Below are 26,135 nucleotides of genomic sequence, written 5' to 3' on the forward strand. Positions count from 1 at the left end.
ATGCCTGTTTTTAAATTTACATCATTCATAATTCTGCACTTGATAGATTAATTTGCCATTAGTCTCAAGCCATTTTAATAGAAAATTTACATGAGCTATATCATTTTTGCATCTTTTTAACTGTCTTTCAACTTCGGATAATACTAATGGTATTTCAACAATCCATATTTGCTCAATCTCCAAATGATTCTTAAAAATACCAAAATAAAATGCACGATTTCTAGTTATTCTTGATAGATTGCTTTTTGTAATTCTATCCATTTGAAAACTGCAACCCTTATTTGTTTTTGTATTAACCCTTCTGATACTAGCCAAATATTCATAAAAATTACCACTCTCATCTTTGGCGTCAGGAAGATCTTTTTGCGGTATAAGCTGATGACCTAATATTTCAGCCATGATCAATTCTTTTATAATACCTGGCTGCAAAATATTTGAAATCCCATGACTTTTTTCAGCATAAGATTGTGCTTGCAATAACAAATCTATAATTTCTGATGACTTCATACTTTTTAGTTAATTAACAAAAAATTCTCAATAAAATTTCTCACAGTGATATTTCTAATTTCACCTTCCAAAATATTCTTATTCAAAGCAATGATATCATTGTTGTTATTTCTTAGTATGTAAATGTGATTTTTATCACCTATTTCATTAAATACCCCCACTATACAATGATTGCTTGGTACTTTATTAAATAAATAAGAATTCTCATCATTGTCCATATCGCTTTTTTGAAAATAGCAGAGATTAAAAGTAATTAAAAGTGGCTGGGCGTACTTCTGAGCTTCTTTAGCTGTAGCATGTCCACCTTGCAAAACTTTTGGCTTGTTTAAAATCTCTTGGATTTGGCTAGGGTTATTTTTATAAATAACCCCATAAATCTCTTGACCTGTTTTTAGAGAAATAACTTTCACTTTTTTATCCTTAATCAAGCTACACTCACCCTAGCAAACGCTTTCTTCCCTGCCTGTACCACCACCGTTTGTCCTTTTTCTACGGCAAAATCTGCTCCAACGACAGCACCATCTACTTTGACCGAGCCGTTTTTTAGAGCGTCTTTGGCTTGTGCCGAATTTTTTACCAATCCTGCTTGATTTAATAGCTGAGCGATAAACAGTTTATCCCCATCAACGCTTAGCGTAACTTCTGGCAAATCAATCGGTAATTCTCCGTCCGCCAAGCGATTCCCTGCTGATTTATGGGCATTCTCCGCACTTTCTTTATCGTGAAAACGCTCAATCAGCTCATGGGCTAGGATTTTTTTGATTTCTTGCGGATTGCGACCGTTTGCCATGTCATCAAGTAAGGCATTCACTTCACTCATCGGCTTAAAGCTCAAAAGCTCAAAATAGCGAGCGATGAGCGTGTCGGGCATGGATAGGATTTTTTGGTACATCATGCCCGCAGGTTCGTCAATGCCGATGTAGTTGCCAAGCGATTTGGACATTTTTTGTACACCGTCCAAGCCTTCCAAAAGAGGCATGGTCAGACACACCTGTGGCTCTTTGCCATAGCGACCTTGTAGGGTACGCCCCATAAGCACATTAAAGGTTTGGTCAGTTCCGCCAATCTCCACATCGGCTTCCATGGCAATGCTGTCATAGCCTTGCACAAGGGGGTACAAAAATTCGTGAATGGCGATTGGGGTTTGGCTGTTATAACGCTTAGAAAAGTCATCACGTTCAAGCATTCGAGACACAGTAAGCTGACTGGCTAGCTGTATCATGTCGCCTGCACTCATTTTGGAAAACCAATCAGAGTTAAACATAATGGTGGTTTTGTCTTTGTCTAGGATTTTAAAGACTTGCTTGGCGTAAGTTTCGGCATTTGCCTTGACCTGCTCTTCGGATAGGGGCGGACGAGTTGCGTTTTTGCCAGACGGGTCGCCAATGCGAGCGGTGTAGTCGCCGATAAGAAACAGCACTTCATGCCCCAATTCTTGAAAGGCACGCAATTTGTTAAGAACAACTGTATGTCCAAAATGCAAATCAGGGGCGGTGGGGTCCATACCAAGCTTGATACGCAAAGGGCGACCTAGGGCGAGTTTTTTTAACAAATCTTCTTCGGAATAAATCTCAACCACGCCACGTTTTAGAAGTTCAAGTTGTTCGGCAGGGGGCAAAAAATTTGACATAAGACACCTTTTTATATAAAGAAAAATAGCATTATTATAGCATATCGCAAAAATTTGGGGTGATTTTACGTTATAATAGCCTGATATTTGGCATTTTAACCCCAAGAGATGATATGCAATTAGAACAATTAGATGAGCTGATGACGACTGAACCGATGATGTTGGCAGACAACTACTACATCGGTATGATGAGTGGCACAAGTCTTGATGCGTTGGATGCGGTGTTGTGCAATTTTGATGACGACAAGCCTCGCCTTATCGCCACGCACAGTAAGCCCTTTCCTGCCGAATTGCGGGCGATTTTGCTTGCCTTATGCACACCCAATGGCACGGCACCCCTTGCGGTGGGGGAGTTTGACCGATTTAGCGAGCTTGATTTTTGGGGCTTGGCAAGCCGTCTGTATGGTGAGTTTGCCAGCGAGATTGTCAATGAACTGCTTGCCAAAACAGACCTAACAAGCGATGACATCACCGCCATTGGCTGCCATGGGCAAACGGTGCGACATCGCCCCGAGTGGCGTTTTAGCCTACAACTGCTTGACCCCAATATCCTAGCCGAACGCACAGGCATTGCGGTGGTGTCGGACTTTCGTAGACGAGACATGGCGGTGGGCGGTCAAGGGGCTCCCTTGGTGCCTGCTTTTCATCAAGCCATTTTTGAGCAAGATGAGATAACCGATAACAGCCAAACCGTGATTTTAAATTTGGGTGGGATTGCCAACATTACCGTATTGGGTGATGATGTAATAGGCTATGACACAGGCGTGGCAAACCTGCTTATGGACGGCTGGATATACCGTCATCAGGGGGTCGGCTATGACAAACATGGCGACTGGGCCAAATCAGGGGCGGTGGATTCTGCCTTGCTTGATAGGCTCATGACTCACCCCTTTTTAATGCAATCCGCCCCCAAATCCACAGGGCGAGAAGCCTTTAACATGGCGTGGCTTGATGAGATGTTGGCAGATACCGATGTGGAGCCTGTGGACGTGCAAGCGACTTTGTGCGAATTTACCGCTCTATCGGCAGGCCGTGAGATTGCCAAATTTGCCAAAACCCACAACACGCTCTATGTCTGTGGTGGCGGTGCGTATAACGCTCATCTGCTCACACGACTTGGCTATCATCTGCCAAACTTTACCATACACACTACTGATAAGGTCGGTATCAGTCCCGCTTGGGTGGAAGCAGTCGCCTTTGCGTGGCTGGCTCGCCAAAATATGCTCATGCAAACGGGCAACCTACCTGCCGTAACAGGGGCAAAAAAAGGCGTGGTATTGGGCGTGGTGTGTTTTGGGTGATATGGTATTTTATAGATATTAACTCTGTTCTCAACTTTGTATAAGTGATGGATTTACCAAAGGGCAAATTGCAATTTGCCCTACAGCCCGAAAAATAGTCACTGGAAAATCAATAATTTGTAACTTTAGGTTGAGATTGAAGTAGACATTAAGGAGAATTTTTATGACAAGATTATCATTGCTGTGTTTTGTGACAGTAGGTATCTTATGCCAATCATGCAGTGCCGAGACCCAAACGCACTTTTCACAAAAAATCGCCGACTTTGGCGATACGGTGACTTATACCGCCACAACTTATAAAAATAACGTGGTGAACTATGTCGCCCGCAAAGTTGATGACTTTGAATACAACCCCAATCAAAGCAGTGGCACCATCGTCAGTGATGAGATAATCATCAGCGATGATTATTTGTTATTTGGTCATGGCGATGACACCATCACCCCAAACAAGGACGGACTCATCAACATCGTGGCAGTGGGCGACATCATGATAGGGTCGTCCTTTCCCAATGCGGGCTTTTTACCGCCCAATGATGGTCGTGATAGTTTTAAATATGTCAAGCCCTACCTAAAAGGCGATGTGGTCTTTGGCAACTTAGAAGGGGTGCTGCTAGATAATGGTAACTCCACCAAATGCCCCAACACGCCTGCCATCGACCCTGAGACAGGTCAGCCCAAAGCCATGACCTGCTATGCCTTTCGTATGCCAACCCGCTATGCCAAAATCATCAAGGATGCTGGGTTTAATATGTTAAGTCTTGCCAATAACCACACAGGCGACTTTGGCGATGTGGGGCGTAACAGCACAAAAACCACGCTTGCCGATGCTGGTATTTATTATGCAGGTCTTTTATCCAAACCCACCACCACCTTTACCAAAAATGGCGTAAAATACGGCATGGTCGCCTTTGCCCCAAACATCGGTACGCTCTCTATCAATGACTTAGAAACCGCCAAACGCTATGTTAGGGAATTGGATAAAAAAGTGGATATTGTCATCGTCTCTTTTCATGGCGGAGCAGAGGGAGCAGAGCATACCCGAGTACCCAAAACAACTGAGATGTATCTAAATGAAAATCGTGGCGATGTTTATAAATTCTCGCACAGTTTGATTGATGTGGGGGCGGATATTGTCATCGGGCATGGCCCTCATATTACCCGAGCGGTGGAAGTTTATCAAGACCGATTTATCGCGTATAGTTTGGGTAATTTTAATACTTATGGGGCATTTAATGTGCGTGGTCTTAACGGCATTGCTCCCATTGTCAATGTCACCATGCAAAAAGATGGTAAATTTGTTTCGGCTGATGTTGTTTCGATTTATCAAACCAAAGAACATGGACTTAGAATTGACAAACAAAATCGTGCCTTTGGTGAATTAAAACGCTTAACCGAGCTTGATTTTCCTAATAGCGGTTTGGTATTTCGTGATAATAAGATTACCCGCTCATCAAAATAAGGCGTGATTAATCATATCATGACCCTAACAGGCTTAATATTCGCCACAGGTTTTGGTGGGACGTGCTGAGCACGTCCTTGATAATGTAACGTTTTATTGTACAGCTAACAAAATTGATTTTACTACACAAACCGTTCGCCCTGAGCTATGCCTGCGGGTCGGTTTCCGTCATGGTTCGACTTAGCTCACCACGAACAGAAAACCGTGGTACTTTTTCATTTTGTAGAGTGTGTTATATTGGCGTAGATGTCAGCAAACACAAACTTGATGTGGCTTAGTTAAAAGACTTAACTTCAATGAAAGTTAAAACCAAAAACTTTAATAACAAACCAGATGACTTTGTATGCCTGACTAATTGACTTAACACCAATCTTGGTGATGAGGTCAACGTTAACGACATTCATCTCATTTTACAAGCCACAGACGTGTATCACGAACCTTTGACCTATCACTTGCACGATTTGGACTTTAAAGTCAGCCTCATCAATCCTGCTTTTATCAAACACCATGCTGATGGCTTAGGGGGGGGTCAGACAAAAGACCGATAAAAAAGACAGTACCATCCTTGCCAAATATGGGAGGGCAACCCACCCTGATACTTGGATTACCCCAAGTGATGATGCTCGTCAAATCCTAGGTTTGGACATGATGGGTTTTGACATGATGAGTTTTTTAAAAATTATCATTTTTTCCTTCTTTTATCCTTGAAAAAATCCACCCCATCCCCATTTAGAATAATATAACAATAATAACCATAACCCCTTTCCTCAACCCACTGCCCCTCCTTCAGTGGGTCTTTTTTTGCCTGCATATAAAATTGATGAATTATTGTACAGATTTATTCTATTGCTATACTACACTTAATTTGTGCCAATGTTTTTTGGTAATTTTTACATTAAAATTGTTTCAAAACATTGCAACTTTTTGGCATTTCGTCTTATAATAAGGCACTTTATCCATCGATTTTTATCATGAGTGCAACGCCAAATATTGAGCGGTCTCATCAGAGAACTAAGCCCACTTATAAAAAACGCCTCATCCTAGTGCTGTGCGTGTTGGCACTTCTGCCCCTTGCCGAGAAAACCATGTCCACGGCACAGGCAGGGGTTTTTGACTCATTGCTAAAAATTCTCCTGCCCTTTTATGATGGTGACCGCAGTCTTGGCGATAACTCACCCCAAGACACCAATAAAGACAACGATGAAGGCACGCCACAGACGGCAGAGCCTGCTTTTATGCCTGTCGCCCCATCTCAGCCCGAACTAAGCACCCCCAACAAGCTTGATGAGCCTGACATGGGCGAGTATATCGATGACGGCACCGATGATGATTACCTGCCCAATGCCGACACGGTAGACATCCCCGACATCATCTTTGATGACATCCTAAACGCCCACGACAGCACGCCCATGCTTGGCTATCCTGATTTGTACGCCCTGCTGTCGGCGGAGTTTGGCGTGGACAGGGGGCAGATTGGTGAGTCTTTGACCATTTATAAAGCTGAGAGCTTTACCGCCAATGCCACAGCCGTCTTTGAGCGTGCATTGGCACTGTCCATCGAGTACGAGACCCCCGAACAGTCGCTTGCCTTTGCTCGGGCGTGGCAACGCCAAAACCCTGAGCATATCCCTGCGTGGTTCTATGTCGCCCATCTGGCTCTAAAAGCAGGCGACTATCATGAAGCCAGTACCATGCTGGCGATGATTTTGGATTATGATGAAAAAGCAGATTTGACGGGGATTTTGACAGGGATTTTTCCACAAAACCCTGACGAACAGCGACAGCTTTTTACCGCCTTGCAAACCATGGAAGACGACAACCCATCGCTGTCAGTACTGCGAGCAGGTCTTTTGCTACGCCTACAAGACTACGCCCCTGCTTTGGCTTACATCAACAAAGCCCTAGAAGACGAACCCGATAACCTTGCCTTTATTACCCTAAAAATCGACATCCTAAAAGAGAGCGGACAAGAGTCCGCCATGTGGGCGTTTATCCGCCAAAAAGTCAAGGAGTTGCCCACCATCAAAGAGCTACACCTGTACGAGATTCGCCATGAAATAGACATGGGTCAGCTTGGACGGGCGTGGGATTTACTACAAGTGGCAAACCGTCAAACCAAAGACCCCGATGTTGCCCTGCTGACCGCCTTGGTCGGGCTAGACATCGGCAAATATGAAAATGCCCGTACGGTCTTAACCCCCTTACTTGACGTGCCTGCCTTTAATAGCCGTGCCAATTACTACCTTGCCATCAGCTACGAACGCTCGGGCAACCTTACCCTTGCCAAAGAGCATTATGAAAAGGTCAAAGACTACGAGCATGTGCTAGACGCCCGCACCAAAGTGGTCGGCTACTATCTTGCCAAAGATGACGTGGACAAAGCGATTGCCACTTTGGTGCGACTGCGTGATGACTTTGAGATTTATGCCATTGACAGCTATCTGCTTCATGCCGAGATTTTGCTACGTCAAGACAAAAAAACCGAAGCCCAAAACCTGCTTACCGTCGCCAATCGTGAATATCCCGATGATGACCGCCTGCTCTTTGCCAGTTTTCAGCTTTTGCAAAATGAGCTTAGCGATGATGACAAACGCTTTGCCATCGATAAGCTCTTGGAGCTTGACCGTATGAACCCTGCATATCGCCTAGCCGACATCAAACTTCGCCTAAGCCAAAACCCCAACGACCTATCAGCACTCGAAGGGGCGATGAGCCTTGCCCAAATCAGCTCGGACGACCCCAATTACGACCCACAGTTACAGCTTGAAGCTCTTATCGTACTTGGCAATCACGCCCTATCACAGGGCAACTATCGGGCGGTGCTGGACTACCTAGAAATGCCCTATGAAGTCGCCCCCGACCTAAACGCAGGCATAACCCTACTGCATGCCTACCAAGGGCTTGGCGAGTCTGATAAGGTCGATCGCCTGCTTGCCGACCTACAAAACCGCTTTGCCTTTGGACAAAATCGGACAGGACAGGAAGTGCAAGAATATTAGGGTTTGGGAATGATTTTTGGATAAATGATTTGCCCTATATATCCAAATTTTAACATGTATTTTTATTTGACAATGCCTTATTAAATTAACCCTTAAACAACTGTTAAACAACTTTAAAAAATCTTTTTAACCATCATTTAAGCAAAAGACAACTTATACCCCATTCTCAACTTTATATAAATGATTGATTTATCAAGGGCGAACGATTCACCCCTACAATCGAAAAAAGGCTCTGGTTCAAAAAGTATGCTACAAAGAAAACCGTTCGTGGCGAGCTTGGGAAACCTAACGGTTTTCCTACCCGCAGGCAGGCTCAAGGAGAGCGGAAAAACTAGTTCAGCATACTTTTTAGACTACTACCGAAAAAAATAATTATGGAACAATCAATAAGTTACCATTTTAAGTGGAGAATTAAGTAACATCTTGTATTTAGCCCAATCTTTGTTTTAAATAACTTTTAAAAACTCTTTAACACTCATTATTCATTAGGGCGTGTTGAACATTGATAACATTTTTATAAAATAAGATGAAAATTTAACGTTTCAATCTATTTTTGCATGAAAAATGGCTAAATCTTGTTTTTCTGCGTCAAAAACTTGGCTTGATAGAATAACTATCAACCTCAAGTTTTTTCCTTGAAAAACGTGCGATTTTTCTCATTTTTCATGGCAAATACCAATATTCAACACACCCTAATTCTTTACTCATCATTATTTACCATTTAATCATCAAAAAGCTTATGAAATTTATCCGCCCCCTTATCCTTACCCTAGTCGCCACAGGCTCGCTCACCGCCTGCCAAACCCTGCCCAAGACCACCCCTGTCATCAGCGAGCAGGTTCATGATGATGTCTTACGCTTTGCCATCACGGGTAAAATCGGTATTACCACAAACACCGCCAACGGCAAACAGGCAGGCAGTGCTTTTTATAACTGGGGACAAGAAGATGAGCGGTTTGCTATTGACCTAACAGGGGCGTTTGGCATGGGGGCAACCCAAATCCGCTATGACGGACAGCAAGCCACACTCACCAACGACAAGGGCGAGATACAGGCGGACAGCCCCGAAGAGTTGCTCCAAAAAGCCACAGGATGGCACGCCCCCATCAGTCATCTGCCCCACTGGATTGTCGGCAAAACCGCCCAAGGCGACACCGACAGTCAGCAGGACGAGCAAGGCAGGCTCACCCAAAGCACCAATGATGAGTGGACAGCCAGTTTTGAATACCCCAAAAACAGCCCACGTCCCAGCCGTCTTATCATCAATCACACCGACGGACATCGTGTGGTGATGACCATCGTTTATCCGAATTGATATCATGAGTCAGCTTACTTTATTCTCGCCTGCCAAACTCAACTTGTTTTTGCACATCACTGGCAGGGCGGACAACGGTTATCATCATCTGCAAAGCGTCTTTACCGCCATTGATTTTGGTGACACGCTCTCTTTTCGCACGTCCACAAGCCAGAAGCTTGTGACCTTGATAGGAGCGGATGAACTGACCGACGACATCAATGATAACCTTATCGTCAAGGCGGTCGAGACCTTAGCCAAACGCTACCCTGCTTATGCCTCATCCGTCCAAATCGTCCTAGAAAAGCACATCCCCACAGGGGCAGGACTGGGCGGGGGTTCCTCCAACTGCGCGACCACGCTCATCGCCATCAACGAGCTGTGGGGACTTCGGCTCTCTGCCGATGAGCTTATCAAGATTGGGGCGAGCCTTGGGGCGGACGTGCCGTTTTTTATTTTTGCCCATTTTCACAGAACCTCCGCCATCGCCACGGGCATTGGCGAGATACTAAGTGCCATTGACTTACCCGACTGTGGCTATCTGGTGTTACTGCCTGATGAACACGTCAGCACCGCCACGCTGTTCGGCTGTGATGAGCTCAAACGGGACTGCCCTGTGTATAGCCATCACGCCCTATCGGATGCCAACTTCTTTGGCGATAATGCCTTATTTACCAACGTCTTTACCCCGCTGGTGCTGGCACGCTCTGCCAAAGTCGCCCATGCGTTTGGCTATCTGTGTGACTTAGAGCACAAGATTGGCACCAAGGTGCGCATGAGTGGCACAGGTTCGGCGGTGTTTTTGCCCATTCCCTATAAGCTCATTGACACCGCCATCAACCGCTTGATAGACAATGCCCCCTGTCCTGCACTCTTTGCTCGGGGACTTTACTAAATGGGCATTTTAAATTGATAAATTTCAAATACTTAGCAATTTATTTTAAAATTTTAAAAATTAGCCCTTGCATAATTTTAATTTTTCGGTATAATTGTCCGCCTATATAGGGGCGTCGCCAAGTTGGTAAGGCATCAGGTTTTGATCCTGACATCCGTTGGTTCGAGTCCAGCCGCCTCTGCCATTTTTTGTAAATTTTTAAAAAATTTATCACACTTTATAGGGGCGTCGCCAAGTTGGTAAGGCATCAGGTTTTGATCCTGACATCCGTTGGTTCGAGTCCAGCCGCCTCTGCCATTTTTTGGTTGAGAAGAGTAAAAAAGCCAGTTGAAAGACTGGTTTTTTTACGTTTGTTGTTTACACATTGCTATTTTACCGCGTTTGAGTCTTTGCAATGATGGTAAAAAATGGTAAAATAATCTTGCTAACCCCACTGTCCCAACCATAGGATTTTTTCATGTCATATATGGCCGTCTTTTCAGGAAGTGCCAATCCTGAACTTGCTCAAACCGTCGCCAACCATCTTCACATCCCCCTAAGTAAGTCTGATATTACCCGTTTCTCTGATGGCGAGATTGCCGTTGAGATTAAAGAGAACGTGCGTGGTAAAGACGTTTTTATCCTCCAACCGACCTGTGCCCCGACCAACGACCATCTGATGGAAGTGGTGCTACTGGCGGACGCTCTACGCCGTTCTAGTGCAGGACGTATCACTGCCGTGATTCCTTATTTTGGCTATGCTCGCCAAGACCGTCGCCCCCGTTCGGCTCGTGTGCCTATCTCGGCTCGTGTGGTGGCAGACATGCTGTCCATCGCTGGCATTGACCGTGTGATGGTGGTGGATTTGCACGCTGACCAAATCCAAGGTTTCTTTGACGTACCCGTGGACAACCTATACGCCACGCCCGTGCTACTTAGCGACCTAAAACAAAAAAATTATGAGAACATCATGGTCGTTTCCCCTGATGTCGGTGGCGTGGTGCGAGCCAGAGCCGTCGCCAAATCACTGGGTGATGTTGACCTTGCCATCATCGACAAACGCCGTGCCAAAGCCAATGAATCCGAAGTCATGCACATCATCGGCGACGTGTCAGGACGTGACTGCATCATTGTCGATGACATCGTAGATACCGCAGGCACACTGTGCAAAGCCGCCCAAGCCCTAAAAAACAAAGGGGCAAAACGTGTGGTCGGCTACATCACGCACCCTGTACTCTCGGGCAAGGCACTAGACAACATCTCAAGCTCCGCCCTAGATGAGATTGTAGTTACTGACACCATTCCTTTGACGGACGAAGCCAAAGCCTGCTCAAAAATCCGTCAAGTGACCATCGCATCAATGATTGCTGAGAGCCTGCGTCGTATCAACAACGAAGAATCCATCAGTGCGATGTTTGATTATTGATTGACATCAAAAAGCAATCACTTATCGTTACTTTAACTGACGTGGGCAGGCGTGATGACTTTATCCATCAAGCCTGCCCCTTTTGTGTTTTCAAAAATAGGAAAATCACACGTTTTTAAAACGTTGTCAGCCTACCATCAAATGGGCTGTTATAAGTGTGATAAACAACTTCAATACTTTCAACCATTGGTAGCTCTATCTTTTTATTCATAAATTTATAATATGGATAATTTAATTGAGAGGCTTGGTCATTAGCTAGTTTTTTTGATTTATGATTATTTACAACAAAATATTTTTCAGTTTTTTATGGTTACCACCCATAAGTGACGAAGAAACCACCCCAGTTATGGTATTTCATTCTTTTTATCCTTATTAAAATCTATCATATAATAAGGAAATTGCAAAAAAATTAAAAATTACTATCAGTACAATGATTGATGTGGGAGAGATAATAAATATAATTTTGGCTCTGGTTCAAAAAGTATGCTACAGAGAAAACCGTTCGTGGCGAGCTTGGGAAACCTAACGGTTTTCCTACCCGCAGGCAGGCTCAGGGCGAACGGAAAACCTAGTTCAGCATACTTTTTAGACTACTACCATAATTTTAAGTCTTCTATAATTACTTCTTTGTTTTCTTTTGCATTTTTTTATTCTAATTTATATAAACAAGTATTCTATTAGAAAAATAAAACAAATAAAACCATCTCAACAACACCACCAAAAATATAAGCGGTTAAAGAACATAAAATAAAAGAGATGATAAAAAATACATGAAAAATTTTAATGAGATTTTTTTATCTGATTGACGTTAAGTAATTCATCAATAAATTTGGTTAATTCCATCAAAATCCCCATGGGCTGACAAAACAGCCCGTTATAGCATGCCTATAAAAAATAGTTTTAAGGATGAATATTTACTCATCATTCATTTTTTACTCTCAGTATTTTATGAGTTTATCCCATCATCAAAAAATAAAATATCTCTGACATCTTACCCATTTCATGATAAAATAAGGGCATTTATGACTTTAAGGATTTGCCATGACCGCACAAACCACGCTCGCCCAATACCTAGAATCCCACGCCACGCCAGAGCTTGCCAGCACCATGACCACGCTTGCCACAGCGAGCGTTGCTATTAGTCATTTACTAGATAAAGGGGCATTGGCAGGCATTCACGGCGAAGCAGGCGGACAAAATGTGCAAGGCGAAGCCCAAAAAAAGCTGGACGTGATTTCCAACAACCTGCTACTAAACGCCCTAATCCACAACCCCAACTGTGCAGGGGTGGCATCGGAAGAGCTTGATGAGATTAGCCCTGCCAACGATGACGGCACCCTGCTCGTTACCTTTGACCCGCTTGACGGCTCGTCCAACATTGACATTAATATGACGGTGGGGACGATTTTTTCTATTTTGCCTTATCGCAATCAAGGACAAAAGGCGTGTGAGAGCGACTTTTTGCAAAAAGGCGAAAATCAGCTTGGGGCAGGTTATTTTATCTATGGCACGTCCACCATGCTGGCGGTAACTTTTGGGGCAGGCGTTGCCATGTTTAGCTTTGACCCGATGACCCAAACTTATATTTTGATTAACGACAATGTGCGTATCAGCGAGCAGACTGCCGAGTATGCGATTAATGCCTCCAACCGCCGTTATTGGCTACCACCAATCCAGCAGTACATTGAAGAGTTGGTGCAAGGCGACACAGGCATACGCCAAAAAGACTACAACACACGCTGGGTGGCGGCGATGATTGCCGATGTGCATCGTATTTTGATTCGTGGTGGGGTGTTTATGTATCCGTATGATACCAAAATTGCAGGTAAGGCGGGCAAACTTCGCCTGATGTACGAAGCCAATCCGATGAGTTTTATCATTGAACAAGCGGACGGGGCAAGTACGGACGGCGTGGTGCGTATTATGGATATTATCCCGACCGCCATTCATCAGCGTATCCCTGTGGTGCTAGGAGCAAAAGAAGAAGTGAACTATGTCAAGGCGTTGCACGAGACGGCAGGGATTTTGGCGAATGGGGATAAGTCGAGCGAATGAGACAAGAGTTTTATTATCAACCAAAAACGCTTTCAGAATCCGTCAATTATTTTTTATGGGGACTTTTGGTGTTTGGCATTTTGGTATGTGCCATTTTGCTCTGTGTCTTATATTTAAATTTACTCAATCCCAATAAAGACAATTTTTCAATCATTAAAGATTTGATTATTGTCGCCGTGCCTTTATTTATGATTTATAAGGCAATCATGCCTAACAAGTTGCATGACAAAGACAATCAAAAACCCATGCCAATGTTTATCTTTGATGAAATTGGCATGGTGTTTAATCACCCAAAACACGGTTTTGAATTAGAGTGGCAAGACATTCAATCGGTTGATATTAGTTTTATGTTTAATATACCAACATTGATTATTCATACAAAAACAAACAAACACAAAATAGATATGCAATATTTTGAAAATAATGAGAATGTCGATATTCAAAAAGTTTTTAATGAATATGCGATAAAATATAGTGGCAAAAAATTAATTTTATAAACCCATTTAAAAAACTTCATATGATTATCACCTCCAAAGACAACCCCCTAATTAAAACCGCCCACGCCTTACTAACCGACCCTAAAAAAAGAAAGAAACTTGGGCAAACGGTCATTGAAGGCACGCATTTATTGGACGCTTATTTAAAAGCAGGTAAAATGCCAATCACAACCATTGTCAGCGAAAGTGGAATGACAAATACTGAAATTCAAAGTTTACTTGCCAAGTTAAATAAAAATCCCATTATCATCAGTGATACTTTATATAAAGCCATTCGCACGCTTGGCGAAAGTTTGCCCATAATGGCAATCATTGAGATGCCAAGTTTGATTTTAAATCAAGCCATTGAAAACGACTGCTTAATTATCAATGGCATTCAAGATACGGGCAATTTGGGAACGCTACTTCGCACCGCCAGTGCCACAGGATTTGAAACGGTGATTTGCACCACAGGCACGGCTCACGCCTATAATCCCAAAACAATGCGTGCTGGCATGGGGGCAAATTTTAGTTTACATATTTATGAAAATGTGGGGATTGATGAGATTTTTGACTTCGTTAAAGTGCCCATGTTTGCCACAACTTCGCACGCTGATGGCTTGATTTATCATAAGGATTTGACCAAACCGCTTGCCCTGATTATGGGACACGAAGGGCAAGGCGTGGATAAGATTTTATTAAAAGAATGCACGCCCCTAACCCTACCCCAATACGGACAAGAAAGCCTAAATGTCGGTGTGGCGGGGAGCGTGTGTTTGTATGAGATTTTAAGGCAGAGAAGGTTTAAAAACACCCACAGCATTCGCTAGGCACAAACTTGAAATCTAAAAATACCGCAATACCGCCAACGCCACTTGCTCGTGCGTGTCATCACGCCCACGCTCCGCCTTACCTGTCAAGCGTAGGGCGTATGTGGGGCTGATGTCGTACTGCACGCCGACATTAAGAGCAGGCTGAACGTATGTCGAGCGAGTCTCGCCTTGATTGTGATGATACCACACTGGCAGGGCAAGCTCGCCCATGACACGCACCTTATCACTGGCATGATGAATACAGCCGACATTCACGCCTGCCCCCACACGATAGCCCTTATTGATATGCCCCACTTGTCCGCCATAACCGCCAAACACATAGCAGAGCGTATCGGCAAGCCTGCCCGTACCTAGCTCGCCCTGCCCAAGTGTCCATGATTTGCCCTTTTCTAGGCGAACATCAAAGACCATATGGTCATCATTATCCCTATCCGAGCCATCCATGACCTGCATGAGCCGTGCGTGCTGACCCCATGCCATGCCGTTATGGGCTTTGGCGGTGTTGGTTGGGTTATAACTGCGTGTGCTAAATACCGTTGCCTTATCCACTTTTAGCCTATCATCATATCGTACATCGAGCGAGAGCATTTCGACATCAAGATACTGGCGTACGCCCACAGGTCTATCTAGCACATCATGATATGCCGAGCGTAACGACAGTCCAAAAGTTGTGCCGTCATTATCACCCGTGCGTGTACCATGATAACTGTCATCATAGCCGACCGATAAGCCAATGCGGTGCGTGGGACTGGCATGGGCGGGGTTGCTAGGGCTTGTAACCACACCCTGTGTGCCGTTTTGCACCGCTTGCGCGGTACTGATCTTTGACGGCAGGTATTTGGTATCACGCACCAGTCCCTTATCGGTCAGCACGCGTGCCACTTCGTTAGGAATAACGACTTTGCCAACCGCTTCACGCAACTCACTGCCACGCACGACATCAATCAGGCGTAATATCTCACTGGCACAGTTGTCATGAGTAAAAAAATACGGACGTTTTAAGTCTTTAATCTCCCACACGTGTCGCATGATTTGGGCGACTTCGGCAGTGGTGAGATTTAAGCGATATTCCCAAATGTCTCGCTCATCATCAAGCAAGTACACATCTCGCTTTTCATCATAATCATAAAACTCCATGATCCCTGCATAACCGCCCACCAGCGAGCGGGCACTGGCTTCGGCTTCGCCGTCCGCCTTATCTCGGGCAACGGTGTAGTTAATGGCAAAAGCGTCATCATCACGACCACTTGCCAGACTTTGCTCGGTGTCCGCCTTTATCATCACATGAGCGAACGCCGAGCCGAGCGAATTGGGGTGTTCATCGGCAAAGGTCAGCGACAACGCCCGAGCGTCATACTGTTTCGCCCACGCATGAAATTCATCACAACCGCTGTCATCTAACGCCAAGCCCAACTGCTCTGCCACATAGTGCGTGCGAGCAGGAAAGGCACACAGCACCTTATCATCACGTTCATCTATCGCCTTGATGATAGCGTCAAGCTCGGCTCTGGTGTCACCCCCTGCCAGTAAAAAATGAGGGTCTTTGGCAGTGGGTTTGCCTTTTTTGTCAAGCAGTAACAATTTTCGCCATGCAGGGGAGCTTGCCACGTCTGCCAAAGACCCAGATTGGCTGGCGGTTGGGGCGGTGCTAGGTTGGGAATTATCTGTTAAAAATGAATGCTGAATCTCATCAAAAACCACACGACTGTCTCGATACGCCACGTTGGTGCCGTCCGTTAGGGCATTGCCAGATGAGACGGCATACACTGGCACGCTCATCAAGGCGGTTAGGCTAAGGGCTAGTAGTGTGGGGGTGGATTGGTAAAAATTTTTCATAGCAAGTGTTAAATCAAGTGTTAAATTTAAATAAAAATTGATAGAATAGACTTTTGACAAGTATAAATCATCATGACAAAATTCACCACTTTTTTTATCAAAGACGGCATATTACACGGAGCGGACTTTGTGCCGTCCCCCAATTTTAATGCCCGCCCCGACTGCCCCATTACGGGCATTGTCATTCATAATATCAGCCTGCCCCCAAGCGAATTTGGCAAAACGGATAAGACTGGCACGCATTTTGTCAAAGCCTTTTTTCAAAATAACCTAAATGCCAATGACCACGACTATTTTAAAACCATTGCCGATTTAGAAGTGTCGGCTCATTTATTTATTGAGCGAGACGGGTCTGTTAGTCAATTTGTCAATTTTAATGACAGGGCATGGCACGCAGGGAAGTCCGCTTATCTTGGGCGGTCAAATTGCAATGATTTTACCATTGGCATAGAATTAGAAGGCGATGATTACTCTCCCTTTACTAAGATACAATATACTGCCCTTGCTCATATTATCCACGCCATTTATACCGCCTATCCTGCCACAAAGAGACATCTTATGGGACATAGCGATATTGCTCCTGCTCGCAAAACCGACCCTGGCGAATTTTTTGATTGGCAAAAATTAAGAAAAATGGTCGATGATTTATGCAAAAAATAATGGATTTAATTTTTTAAAAGTTTTTAGGAGACTTATTAAAAATTTAATTAAAAAATACCCCAAATTTATTACTAATTTTTAAAAGGAACCAATATGCACACCAAATATTATTTAATCTTATTTAGCGTGGTTTTGATTTGGAGTGTCAATTTTTTGGCAATAAAAATCGGCTTAAATGATGTACCGCCTTTGATATTAGGCATGGTGCGTTTTTTATTGATTTTAAAGAATCCATCAAACCCAATCATCTGATTGGCATGATGATGACTGGTGTGGGCTTAGGGCTCATCGGCGTAGGGCAATATCAAGGCGGATTTTCGCTCATCGGTATGTTCCCTGTGCTGGGTGTGGCGTTCAGCTAGGCGATTGGCAATGTCATCGTCAAAAAAATCGGACAAGTCAATCCCTTATCACTCGTCATTTGGGGCAACTCATCACCTTTACGCTAGGCTCGCTCGTGGCGTATGGCGTGGGCGGTGTGATGAGCCATTTGGCAAATTTTAGCCTGTCAGGGGTGCTTGCTGTCATGTTTTTGGCGTATGTGGCGAGCTTTGTCGGCTATACAGGCTGGGGGTATTTGCTGGCTCGGCATTCGGCAAGCAAGGTTACGCCCTTTATCATGCTTGTGCCTGTCATTGCGTTGGTCGTGGGCTATGTGGCGTTAAAAGAGCGTCTTATTTTGTGGCATTATGTGGGGATTTTGACGGTATTGTTTGGGCTTGGGGTGCATTTGTTGGGTGGTCGGTGGTTTGATAAGAAGTTTTAAAAATGGTTTATTTATTTGAATGGCATTATTTTAAAATATGGTATGTTCAATAAAATACTTTTTAAAATTTGATGTGTGGGGGAAAATTGAAATTCTCCCAAAATTAATATTTATCACAGGGTTAATTCAGTTTTCCCCTACAATTTATCCAAAATTTTTATCCAATTAAAATTTGTATTTTTTAAATTAACATATTTTTAAAAATAAAATTGATGAAAATCATTTTTTATATAAATTAAAAGATGCGTGGGATACAGTTGCTACAATCTTTATTTTTAAGTTACAATATTTTTAAAAAATCATTCACTCTTTTTATTATTTTTAATTTAAACAGCCCCAATTTTGATTTAACAAATCCGCCCACACCCCACAAATTCACAAAAATTCATCCACTCATCGCTCAAATCCTTTATAATACGCACAAATTTTTGTTGGCAATTTATCATGGCAAAATCTCGTCTGCTTAGTTCCACCCTTGTTGTTAGCTCCATGACCATGCTCTCACGCATTTTGGGCTTGGTGCGTGATGTCGTCCTTATGGGCGTGTTTGGGGCAGGCGGTCTTATGGACGCATTTTTGGTCGCCTTCAAAATCCCCAACTTTTTACGCCGTCTTTTTGCCGAAGGGGCGTTCTCGCAAGCCTTTGTGCCTGTCTTGACCGAATATAAAGAACAAAAAACCTTTAACGAAATTCAGCTACTCATCAGCCGTGTCTCGGGCGTGCTTGGGGTGATATTGCTGGCACTCACGGTGGCGGTGCTTGCCCTTGCCCCCTTTGTGATACAGCTTTTTGCCCCTGGGTTTGTGGATGACCCTGCCAAATTTAACACGGCAACCGAGCTTTTGTACCTAACCTTTCCTTATTTGTTTTTTATTTCCATGACGGCATTTTTTGGCAGTATTTTACAAAGCTATGGTAAATTTGCCCCGCCTGCCTTCGCCCCTGTCTTACTCAATATCTCGATGATAGTCGGGGCGTGGCTTATCGCTCCCATGCTTGACAAATCTATCATGGCACTAGGCTATGCGGTGGCGGTGGCAGGTGTATTACAGCTTATCATTCAACTGCCTGATTTATATCGCAAAAAATTGCTGGTCGCCCCAAGCATTGACTTTAAACATGAAGGGGTCAGACGCATCTTGACGCTCATGCTCCCTGCCATTTTTGGGGTGTCGGTAACGCAAATTAACCTGCTACTCAACACCATTTTTGCATCCAAAATGGCAAACGGCTCGGTCTCGTGGCTCTACTCTGCCGAGCGGCTAAGCGAGTTGCCACTCGGTCTTATTGGCGTGGCAATCGGCACGGTCATTTTGCCCAGCCTGTCGGCAAGCCGCGCCAAAGCGGACATGACAGAATTTGGCAAAACCCTAGACTGGGCAATGCGTCTTATTGTCCTTATCGGTCTGCCTGCATCCGTGGCGATGTTTGTGCTGTCGGACGTGCTGATGAATGCCCTGTTTGTGCGTGGCGAATTTAGCGCCACAGACGGCGACATGGCTTCTCTTGCTCTACGCTGTCTGTCGGGCGGGATTTTGGGCTTTATGCTTATTAAGGTGTTCGCCCCTGCGTTTTTTGCAGGGCAAGACACCAAAACCCCTGTCAAAATCGGTATCGTCTCAGTGTTTGCCAATATGCTGTTTAGCGTGGTGTTTATTGGGATTTTTTATCTTGCCAAATTGCCCTTGCATGGCGGTCTTGCCCTAGCTACGACAGGGGCGAGCTTTGTCAATGCAGGGCTTTTGTATTACTTTTTGCAAAAACGGGATATTTGGCACTTTGGCAAACATTGGTACAAAATGGGCACGCAGTTTGTCATCGCCACGCTTGCCATGATGATAAGTCTGTATGCGGTGCTACCCTACTACCCCCAAGACGGCTCGGCATGGGCAAAACTTGCCGTGCTAATCGCTATCTGTGTGCTAGGTGCGGTGGTGTATGGCGTAGTGCTACTTGCCAGTGGGTTTAGGCCAAGACAGTTACGGCATGGGTGAGATTGAAAGAAAAGGGGAATGTGCAATACTCATCTTTTAAAATCAAAATATATTGGTGTGCGGTACACGCCTTACAAAACCACACATTCCCCAACAAAAAGAGCGATTGCTCGCCCTTTTTAACTTTTCTTAATTTTCATCATTTAATTGTGGCACTAAGGTTAATTCCAATAAATGAATATACCGCCCTTCTACGTCCACCACCGTGATTTGCCAGTCATTGATAGACACGCTCTGCCCCTCTAAGTTGCTCACCGCCCCCAACGCCTGCATGACCAGACCGCCCATGGTATCCACGTCCGTATCATCAAAGCTCGTCCCCAGCACCTCGTTACAGTCGCCGATGAGTGTGGACGCTTGCACGAGCCACACGCCGTCTTTTTCGGGGTGGGTGATGATGTTGTTAATGGTGCTGTCCTCATCGATGTCATCATGCTCATCAACGATGTCGCCAACAATCTCCTCCAACAAATCCTCCAACGTCGCCACGCCCGACACCGAACCGAACTCATCAACCACGACCGCCATATGCACCTGAGCCCGTTGCAGTGAGCGTAGCAGGGTATCCGAGCGTGCCGTCTCCGAGATGTATAGGGGCTTTCGTACTAGGTCTTTGAGCAAAAATGGAGGGTTTTGCCCTGCCGATTTTTGGGCAAGATAAGGAATTAGGTCTTTGACCAGCAAAATGCCCATGACCGCATTGTCGTCCGCCTCATCGATGACCGGATAGCGAGAATGGTTGGACTCAAAAATGGTGGCAAGCACCGTCTCAATGTCATCACTACTGGTAATGGCTCTCACATCAGGGCGTGGGGTCATAATCTCCTTGACCGCCATGGCAGGCAAATCAAGCACGCCCTCAAGCATATCTACCATGTCCGAATCCAAGAACCGCCGAGAGTCTTGGACAAGGTTAAGCAGGTCATCACGGGTTTCGGGGGCGGTGGAGAGCCAGCGTTTTAAGCCACGTCGCCAACTGTGGTCATCAGACATGGGAAATACTTTCCTTTGTTGTTTAAAAATATGTGCTTAATTTAGCGGATTTTGGGTGAATATTCAATCATTTTTTGTAAAATTTTAAGTCCTTGACTTTCAAAATAAAAATATCCATAATGCTTCATCACCCCATTTTTAAGGATTAAAAAATGCGTGCCAAACACTACCCAATCCGCCCCAAACAAGCACAAGGCTATCTGATGGTACTCTCCATGCCCATTTTGTACATTGTGCCAACTTTTGTGCTGACTTTTTTTCTAAAAGACAATGCTCTTTCTTATTGGCAAAATTTTATCATTGCTACAAGTATTGGGCTTGTGTTTTATTTTTTGGTGCGTGCGTATTTTAAACCCAAAATGTATGGCATTGCCTTAATCATTGACGATAAAGGCATTAGAACCAACAGCAATTTTTTAAATAAACTACCCAATTCCACGCCCATTTTATTCAAAGACATTGATAGGATAGACTACGCCGAAAATTTAATCCAAGAAATGACGGGCAAATTTTTATCAAAAGGCGACCCCTATTTAAAAGACTTTAATAAAACCCTAATCATTCACGCCAGCAAAAAAGAACGCTTTGGCAAAATCAGCCAAAAGTTTATGATTAGCCATCATATGTGGGAAATTGATAATTTTGATGAACTCTTGATAGTTTTTGCTAAATATGGACATACACCCACCGCCATTGACAACCAAACTTACATTAAAGACAATGTACCACAATTACAAGAACTTGGCAAGCGTTCGGGGTATTTGGCTTACTCGTCATTTTTCTTATTTATCATAATGGGGGTGTTATTTTATTTTGATAAATTTATTACCCTAGATTTTGGCAATATGTCATCTATTTTTATGGGCGTGGCGGTATTGGTTGGCATTATGGGGCTTTATTATGTTTATCATGAAAATAAAGAATGGCAAGGGGCGGTATCGCTTGTTTTGTTTGTGCCCATAACAACGGTATTTATATTTAGTGTGATGTTATTTTTATCGCCTTTTGTGGGGCGATCGCATTTGGTGGATTTTGATTTTAAGGGTGGCAAATGGCAAACCAATTTTAACCAAAAACCCCTTGAAATAGAATGCCAAGAAAATCAAACCAATATCAATTCAGATGGTAAAGTCAATATTATAGATACTTTGGGAATGATACGAATTTCCTTTGATGAAATTAATAAAGTTTGTCATGGTGGGAAATTTACCAAAGGGGATTAAATCTTCACCCATCTTATCACCCGCTCTTCTATCTCGTCATCACGAAAGTTTAGCTCCGAATGACATCGCCCCGCCACACTTAATTTTTTCATCTCTTTATTGTGCCTGTCTTGCCCTGCTTTTAGATAATGCCAATGCGGTAAGCCCTGCCCTAGATATAGGCGTTTGTAGGCGCAATGACGGGGTAGCCACATCATATTTGGGAGCATATCCACCGTCAAGCGAATGCAGTCAGGCACAAAGCGTTTGCGGTTGGGATAATCCGAGCAATGCCCTGTGGCAGTGTCAAGGAGTTTGCACGCCACGTCTGTATATTCAGTCTGTCGCACGTCATCATCGTCTAGGTATTTGACCAAACAACACACCCCACAGCCATCGCACAAGGCTTCCCATTCGTCATCGGTTAAGGCGGATAGGGGATAATTTTGCCAAAAGTTAGGGCGTAAATCGGACACGGCATTTTCCAAAAATATTTATTGTAACAAATTTGGCGGTTTTTGGTGGCAAATTTGCCAAAAATTTTTGTTATAATCATCGGTGGGTTTAAAAATTGGTTTTTAACTTTTGCAAAATTTTGGTGTAGGGCAAATTTATGATTTACGACATCATTGGCGACATTCACGGACACGCCGACAAATTAACAGGATTGCTTGATAAATTGGGCTATACTCATAATGGCACAAGTTATATCGCCCCGCACGGTCATCAAGCGATTTTTATGGGTGATTTTATTGATAGGGGTAATCAGCAATTAGCCACACTCCAAATCGTTTTTGATATGATTGATAATAATGAGGCTCTTGCCGTCATGGGCAATCACGAATACAATGCCATATGCTACGCTACCCAAAATGACAATGGCAAATATCTACGTCCGCATACCGACAATAATAACTTTCAGCACAAAGCCTTTATTGATGAAGTAGGATTTGATAGCGAGTTGCATAGATATTGGATACAGCGGTTTTATGAATTGCCATTATGGATAGAATTAGACGACTTCATTTGCATTCACGCCTGCTATGACAAATATAGCATACAGATATTAACACCCCTACTTCATAATAATAAACTAACCCCCAATGCCTTACAGCTCACAGGCAAAAGAAACACCAAGCCTTATTATGCCATAAAACATTTATTAAAAGGCATAGAAAGCCCCCTGCCGACTGGCTTAACCATGACCGACAAAACAGGCATTGTCCGCACAAATGATCGTGTCAAATGGTGGATAGACGATTGGCAAAATAAATCCATTGACAAAACGCTATTTGCCAATGATTTGCCTGAGATTTATCTTAATGATTTGTCTGATGAATTATTGGCATTTAGCGTTACAACCAACAAACCAATATTTATCGGGCATTATTGGTTACATGGTAAGCCCACGATTTTATCCGATAAAATCGTGTGTATTGATTATTCGGCAGGCAGGGGTGGTCATTTAACCGCTTATCAATTTGATACCAATAATCCGATATTAGATGATGATAATTTTGTGCAATTTGTGGGGTAAATGATCTGGGGAATTTTGTTTAAAATTATCCTAATAATTTTAATGGGTTTATTTTAGAATACAGACATACAATAATGATTTATTCACCCCAAAATCTATAATTTACTTTAACAATTTTATTTAGATTAACCATACCAAATTTTTTAAAGATTAAATTTCCCCACACCCTTAGCATTCGCCCCAATATTTGCTATAATACTTTTTTCAACCATTTTAGCCATTTTAAGGATTATCATGTCAAACGCCCACGCCCCAAACCCTGCCCCCATTTCATCGCCAGACGGCACCCCAAAAGTCGGTATCATCATGGGCAGTCAGTCCGATTGGGCGACCATGTGTGAGACGGCACAGATTTTGGCGGATTTTGGCGTCCCCTTTGAATGCGAAGTGGTCTCTGCCCACCGCACGCCTGACAAACTCTTTGATTATGCCAAAACCGCCAAATCTCGTGGCTTGTCCGTCATCATCGCAGGGGCAGGCGGGGCGGCTCACCTGCCGGGAATGTGTGCCAGCCAGACAGATTTGCCTGTGCTTGGCGTGCCTGTCAAATCAAGCATGTTAAGCGGTTGGGACAGTCTTTTGTCCATCGTACAAATGCCCAAAGGCGTGGCGGTGGGAACGCTTGCCATCGGTACGGCAGGGGCGTACAATGCAGGGCTTTTGGCGGTGCAAATGCTTGCCATTTCTGATGACAAATTAGGGCAAAAAGTCTCTGAATTTCGTGCCAAACAAACACAAAGTATTTTGGATAATCCTGTTCCGGGGATTATTGGTTAAATTCGTCAAAGAAACCGTCAGGTGTGTATGATGCACCTTTTGGGATTTGGACTTTAATGGTGCGTGGTACGCACCTTACAAACCGCCCTTATTCTGTATTAACTCTAAAACACCAAAAACCAAATTGAGAACCCCTATGCCAAACACCCCCATCTCCATCGCCAATTTTTATAGCGTCAATCACTCCAAACACCCCGTCAAAACCATCGGCATTCTAGGCGGTGGGCAACTAGGCTTAATGCTTGCCCAAAGTGCCTTGCCACTTGGCATTCGCTGTGTGTTCCTAGAAGACGCTCCCAACTGTCCTGCTCGCCTTTTGGGTAAGGTGTATAGCAGTCAGCAGTTTGATGAATTTGCCAAAGCCTGCGACACTTATACCTTAGAATTTGAAAATACGCCCTTAAACAGTGCCAAAGTTTTGGAGCAAACGGTCGGACTGTTTCCGCCTGCTCACGCCCTATTTATCGCCCAAGACCGCTTAAATGAAAAGAATTTGTTTAATACGCTCGCCATTGACACCGTGCCATTTTTGGCGGTCAATTCGTTTGATGAATTACAAAATGCGTGCGACAAATTAGGCTTGCCCCTTGTGTTAAAAACCACTCGGGGTGGTTATGACGGCAAAGGGCAATTTGTCATTAGAAGTGAAACCGACATCAAAACCGCTTGGGACGAGCTGGGCAAGGCGTGTGAAACTACCCCCTTAATTGCCGAAGGGTTTATCAATTTTAGCCGTGAAGTTTCCATCATCGCCGTTCGCTCAAAGCAAGGCGAAATCCGCTATTATCCTTTGGTGGAAAATGTCCATCACAATGGCATTCTTGCCAAAACAGAAGCCCCTGCCCCCAATGTAGAGAATTTGACCGAACAAGCCCAAAGTAATATCAAAAAACTCTTGGAACATTTAAATTATGTCGGTGTTTTGACCTTAGAATTGTTTGTTACGGACAAAGGGCTGATTGCCAACGAAATCGCTCCCCGTGTACATAATTCTGGGCATTGGAGCATTGAGGGGGCGGTGTGTAGCCAATTTGAAAACCATATGCGGGCGGTGGCAGGTTTGCCCTTGGGCGATACCAGCATTGCGGGGCCGTCTGTAATGCTCAATGTTATTGGCGAATATCCCAATATCAGCGAAGTGCTTACCCTTGACGGCGTGCATTATCACGGCTATGACAAAGAAGAACGACACGGACGCAAAATCGCCCACATTACCATAATGCCAACCGACAGCGAGAAACTTACCGAGACGGTGGAAAAGGTGGTGGGGCTGTTGCCGAATAAGCTTGGAATGTGATTTACATTATTGAAAATAATTGGTTTATTGATTTTATTGATAGACCAATTGGAGGGTAATAATGCAACGATATCCATTTTGGATTGGTCTTATTTTATTTTTAATTTTGGTTAATTTTGGTCAGCATTTTTCTGAAATGGTAAATAAACTTCTTTTTGTCTCAATTGCAATAATGTTTACTCTCAATTTTATAGATACTACCAAATTTTTAAACAAAA

Annotated in this window: 24 protein-coding genes and 2 tRNA genes (1 of these 26 running past the window's edge); 19 read left to right on the forward strand and 7 right to left on the reverse strand. The window is 43.9% G+C overall.

The annotated features are described in order from the left end of the window. The 4 genes in view from LP107_RS11660 to tyrS are tightly spaced (at most 14 nt apart) and all read right to left on the reverse strand, a layout consistent with a single transcriptional unit that may run on beyond the window. On the reverse strand, positions 1–29 hold the beginning of the coding sequence (locus tag LP107_RS11660; RefSeq protein ID WP_078274111.1) for a DUF1653 domain-containing protein. The gene continues 199 nt to the left of window position 1, outside the view; the window shows 29 of its 228 coding nt (coding positions 1–29); it begins with the start codon at positions 27–29; its stop codon lies off the left edge, out of view. Next, complete coding sequence (locus tag LP107_RS11665; protein WP_078274110.1) at positions 22–507, reverse strand: PDDEXK family nuclease; 486 nt, start codon at positions 505–507, stop codon at positions 22–24. Before LP107_RS11665 ends, LP107_RS11660 begins: the two co-directional genes overlap by 8 nt. Positions 508–512: 5 nt before the next feature. Next, positions 513–917, reverse strand: coding sequence for a hypothetical protein (locus tag LP107_RS11670; RefSeq protein ID WP_143821683.1), 405 nt, complete (start codon positions 915–917; stop codon positions 513–515). Between the two features lie 14 nt (positions 918–931). Then, the gene (tyrS, locus tag LP107_RS11675) at positions 932–2,137 is read right to left on the reverse strand and encodes a tyrosine--tRNA ligase (protein ID WP_078274108.1); all 1,206 of its coding nucleotides are present in this window, start codon (positions 2,135–2,137) and stop codon (positions 932–934) included. A 140-nt stretch (positions 2,138–2,277) separates the two neighbouring features. Between tyrS and LP107_RS11680 the strand changes: the two genes are divergently transcribed. From LP107_RS11680 to LP107_RS11730, 11 genes are all read left to right on the forward strand, one after another. Beyond that, positions 2,278–3,438 carry an anhydro-N-acetylmuramic acid kinase gene (locus LP107_RS11680; RefSeq protein WP_228157855.1) on the forward strand — a complete coding sequence of 387 codons (1,161 nt, stop codon included), beginning with the start codon at positions 2,278–2,280 and terminating at the stop codon, positions 3,436–3,438. A 163-nt stretch (positions 3,439–3,601) separates the two neighbouring features. Next, positions 3,602–4,897 (forward strand): CapA family protein, encoded by a 1,296-nt coding sequence (locus LP107_RS11685; RefSeq protein WP_112742597.1) that lies wholly within the window; start codon positions 3,602–3,604, stop codon positions 4,895–4,897. A 971-nt stretch (positions 4,898–5,868) separates the two neighbouring features. Continuing rightward, positions 5,869–7,896: a tetratricopeptide repeat protein gene (locus tag LP107_RS11690; RefSeq protein ID WP_112742599.1), complete on the forward strand. Its 2,028-nt coding sequence runs from the start codon at positions 5,869–5,871 to the stop codon at positions 7,894–7,896. A 739-nt stretch (positions 7,897–8,635) separates the two neighbouring features. Further along, positions 8,636–9,211 carry a lipoprotein insertase outer membrane protein LolB gene (gene lolB / locus LP107_RS11695; protein WP_029104075.1) on the forward strand — a complete coding sequence of 192 codons (576 nt, stop codon included), beginning with the start codon at positions 8,636–8,638 and terminating at the stop codon, positions 9,209–9,211. 4 nt (positions 9,212–9,215) lie between these two features. After that, the gene (gene ispE / locus LP107_RS11700; protein ID WP_078274104.1) at positions 9,216–10,085 is read left to right on the forward strand and encodes a 4-(cytidine 5'-diphospho)-2-C-methyl-D-erythritol kinase; all 870 of its coding nucleotides are present in this window, start codon (positions 9,216–9,218) and stop codon (positions 10,083–10,085) included. 108 nt (positions 10,086–10,193) lie between these two features. Beyond that, positions 10,194–10,269, forward strand: a tRNA-Gln gene (locus LP107_RS11705). 37 nt (positions 10,270–10,306) lie between these two features. Continuing rightward, a tRNA-Gln gene (locus LP107_RS11710) sits at positions 10,307–10,382 on the forward strand. Between the two features lie 160 nt (positions 10,383–10,542). Next, the gene (locus LP107_RS11715; protein ID WP_078274103.1) at positions 10,543–11,490 is read left to right on the forward strand and encodes a ribose-phosphate pyrophosphokinase; all 948 of its coding nucleotides are present in this window, start codon (positions 10,543–10,545) and stop codon (positions 11,488–11,490) included. Positions 11,491–12,531: 1,041 nt separating this feature from the next. Then, positions 12,532–13,545: a class 1 fructose-bisphosphatase gene (locus LP107_RS11720; protein ID WP_078274102.1), complete on the forward strand. Its 1,014-nt coding sequence runs from the start codon at positions 12,532–12,534 to the stop codon at positions 13,543–13,545. Positions 13,546–13,613: 68 nt separating this feature from the next. Continuing rightward, a complete protein-coding gene (locus LP107_RS11725; protein WP_143821681.1) occupies positions 13,614–14,042 on the forward strand; it encodes a hypothetical protein in 429 nt (142 codons plus the stop codon). Positions 14,043–14,062: 20 nt separating this feature from the next. Continuing rightward, positions 14,063–14,851, forward strand: coding sequence for a TrmH family RNA methyltransferase (locus LP107_RS11730; protein WP_078274100.1), 789 nt, complete (start codon positions 14,063–14,065; stop codon positions 14,849–14,851). Positions 14,852–14,866: 15 nt separating this feature from the next. On the opposite strand, the gene LP107_RS11735 is transcribed toward LP107_RS11730, so the two are convergent. Beyond that, positions 14,867–16,690, reverse strand: coding sequence for an Lnb N-terminal periplasmic domain-containing protein (locus LP107_RS11735; RefSeq protein WP_264676095.1), 1,824 nt, complete (start codon positions 16,688–16,690; stop codon positions 14,867–14,869). A gap of 72 nt (positions 16,691–16,762) precedes the next feature. Here LP107_RS11735 and ampD point away from each other — a divergent pair, with 72 nt between their 5' ends. From ampD to murJ, 4 genes are all read left to right on the forward strand, one after another. After that, the gene (gene ampD / locus LP107_RS11740; RefSeq protein ID WP_264676094.1) at positions 16,763–17,350 is read left to right on the forward strand and encodes a 1,6-anhydro-N-acetylmuramyl-L-alanine amidase AmpD; all 588 of its coding nucleotides are present in this window, start codon (positions 16,763–16,765) and stop codon (positions 17,348–17,350) included. Positions 17,351–17,443: 93 nt separating this feature from the next. After that, entirely contained in the window at positions 17,444–17,602 is a 159-nt protein-coding gene (locus tag LP107_RS11745) for a hypothetical protein (RefSeq protein WP_264676093.1), read from the forward strand. Positions 17,603–17,771: 169 nt separating this feature from the next. After that, a complete protein-coding gene (locus LP107_RS11750) occupies positions 17,772–18,116 on the forward strand; it encodes an EamA family transporter (protein WP_181879525.1) in 345 nt (114 codons plus the stop codon). Between the two features lie 444 nt (positions 18,117–18,560). Beyond that, entirely contained in the window at positions 18,561–20,111 is a 1,551-nt protein-coding gene (gene murJ, locus LP107_RS11755) for a murein biosynthesis integral membrane protein MurJ (protein WP_264676092.1), read from the forward strand. Between the two features lie 129 nt (positions 20,112–20,240). Here the strand turns inward: murJ and LP107_RS11760 are convergent, their stop codons facing one another. Beyond that, a complete protein-coding gene (locus LP107_RS11760) occupies positions 20,241–21,104 on the reverse strand; it encodes a transporter associated domain-containing protein (RefSeq protein ID WP_029104063.1) in 864 nt (287 codons plus the stop codon). 152 nt (positions 21,105–21,256) lie between these two features. Between LP107_RS11760 and LP107_RS11765 the strand changes: the two genes are divergently transcribed. Next, a complete protein-coding gene (locus tag LP107_RS11765) occupies positions 21,257–22,327 on the forward strand; it encodes a hypothetical protein (protein ID WP_264676091.1) in 1,071 nt (356 codons plus the stop codon). Here LP107_RS11765 and LP107_RS11770 read toward each other — a convergent pair. Beyond that, positions 22,324–22,782, reverse strand: a complete 459-nt coding sequence (locus LP107_RS11770; RefSeq protein ID WP_264676090.1) for a YcgN family cysteine cluster protein — start codon at positions 22,780–22,782, stop codon at positions 22,324–22,326. The genes LP107_RS11765 and LP107_RS11770 overlap by 4 nt on opposite strands. Before the next feature lie 137 nt (positions 22,783–22,919). On the opposite strand from LP107_RS11770, the gene LP107_RS11775 reads away from it, so the two are divergent. From LP107_RS11775 to LP107_RS11785, 3 genes are all read left to right on the forward strand, one after another. Then, entirely contained in the window at positions 22,920–23,843 is a 924-nt protein-coding gene (locus tag LP107_RS11775) for a metallophosphoesterase (RefSeq protein ID WP_264676089.1), read from the forward strand. 234 nt (positions 23,844–24,077) lie between these two features. Further along, positions 24,078–24,620: a 5-(carboxyamino)imidazole ribonucleotide mutase gene (gene purE, locus LP107_RS11780; RefSeq protein WP_078274091.1), complete on the forward strand. Its 543-nt coding sequence runs from the start codon at positions 24,078–24,080 to the stop codon at positions 24,618–24,620. Between the two features lie 136 nt (positions 24,621–24,756). Beyond that, on the forward strand, positions 24,757–25,917 hold the full coding sequence (locus LP107_RS11785) for a 5-(carboxyamino)imidazole ribonucleotide synthase (protein WP_078274090.1): 1,161 nt from the start codon (positions 24,757–24,759) through the stop codon (positions 25,915–25,917). The last annotated feature ends 218 nt before the right edge of the window (positions 25,918–26,135 follow it).

The sequence above is a fragment of the Moraxella bovis genome (genome assembly GCF_025985205.1).
Lineage (GTDB): Bacteria > Pseudomonadota > Gammaproteobacteria > Pseudomonadales > Moraxellaceae > Moraxella > Moraxella bovis.